Source organism: Desulfuromonas sp. KJ2020 (genome assembly GCF_024197615.1).
In the GTDB taxonomy this organism is placed as follows: Bacteria; Desulfobacterota; Desulfuromonadia; order Desulfuromonadales; family SZUA-540; genus SZUA-540.
On the sequence record NZ_JAKUKE010000007.1, the window covers coordinates 1 to 1,129 of the forward strand.

General features: G+C 50.1%; 1 protein-coding gene. It reads right to left on the reverse strand.

Annotation, left to right across the window (positions count from 1 at the left end; genetic code table 11):
- Positions 1-176: 176 nt before the first annotated feature.
- A complete protein-coding gene (locus MJO47_RS15390) occupies positions 177-980 on the reverse strand; it encodes an integrase core domain-containing protein (RefSeq protein ID WP_253962042.1) in 804 nt (267 codons plus the stop codon).
- Between the last annotated feature and the right edge of the window lie 149 nt (positions 981-1,129).

Sequence of the window (1,129 nt, forward strand, 5' to 3'; positions counted from 1 at the left end):
ACCGCACCCGCGAGATGTTTTATCCCGCTGGATACGAGGCTGACTGGCCGCTGCCGGCTTGAGAAGAGGGCGGAAAAGATGGCGAGCCCTCAGGAATTTCCTGACTTTTCTTTATTTTGAATTGCGGTAGGATGGGTGAGATTGAAAAGCGTAGGTGTTAGATCTGAACGCGTTGTTTACACTTTTAAGCCATAGAAATGATCCAGCAATTTTTCGTATGGCGTTAGATCGTCAATGCCCTTGTGGGGCTTGACCGTGTTGTAAAAGTTGATGAAGCGCAGCAGGCTGAAATGGCGGTTCTTACGATCTTTGAACGTCTCCTGCTGATGCCACATCTCCATGATTGTGCGGATAACACGCTCGGCTTTGCCGTTGGTCTGGGGCCGGCTGATCCGCGTAAACTTCTGGCCGATACCGAGTTCGTTACAAGCCTTGACGAAAGCATGTTCGCCAGTGCCTTTAAATTCTTTGCCGTTGTCTGAGTAGGTGTATTCGATGGTGTAAGGGCATTCATCGACCACCTGACGCAGAAAGAGTTCGGCACTGTGTTGTGTCTTGTCCGGGAATACCCCTGCATAGAGTTCCCGGGAATAATCATCAATGGCGACGAACAGATACTCGCGTGGCAGCGTCTGATCTTCGCCCTTGATCAACGGGAGCCGCTTGCTGTCGAAGTGAACCAGCTCTCCAGGATATGATTTGTTGTAGCGTCTGGCTTCTCTTTTTCGTTTTTCTTCGAGTTCGCGCTCGACTTTAGCCAGCCGCTTCAGCCCATACTTGAGGCTACGAAAACGATCGTTGACACTCTTGCGGGGTACAAACTCCTGCTTCCTGGCCCGTGCGAGTATCTTGTAGATCGTTGGCCTCGAAACCCGGTAGAGTTCTGCCAGGCGACTGACCTTGTATTCGCCAGTCTGCCAAAGCTGCCAGATCTTCTGCCGATCATGAGGCGTTAACCGAATGTTTTTGTGCATGACCATGTTTACAAAATCCTCCCCTCGATATTATCGGATTCTGTAAACAACGCGTCAATTTCTTACAGCGTAGGGATGAAAGTTTTCTTTTGCGGGCCTGGCATTGGCAGGAGCTTGTGAATGCCTAGTCTTGTGATGGGAAATCCCTAATTTGC

Excerpts from the sequence above, each read along its gene's own strand:
- MJO47_RS15390 (WP_253962042.1), bottom strand. The coding sequence starts at position 980 with ATGGTCATGCACAAAAACATTCGGTTAACGCCTCATGATCGGCAGAAG.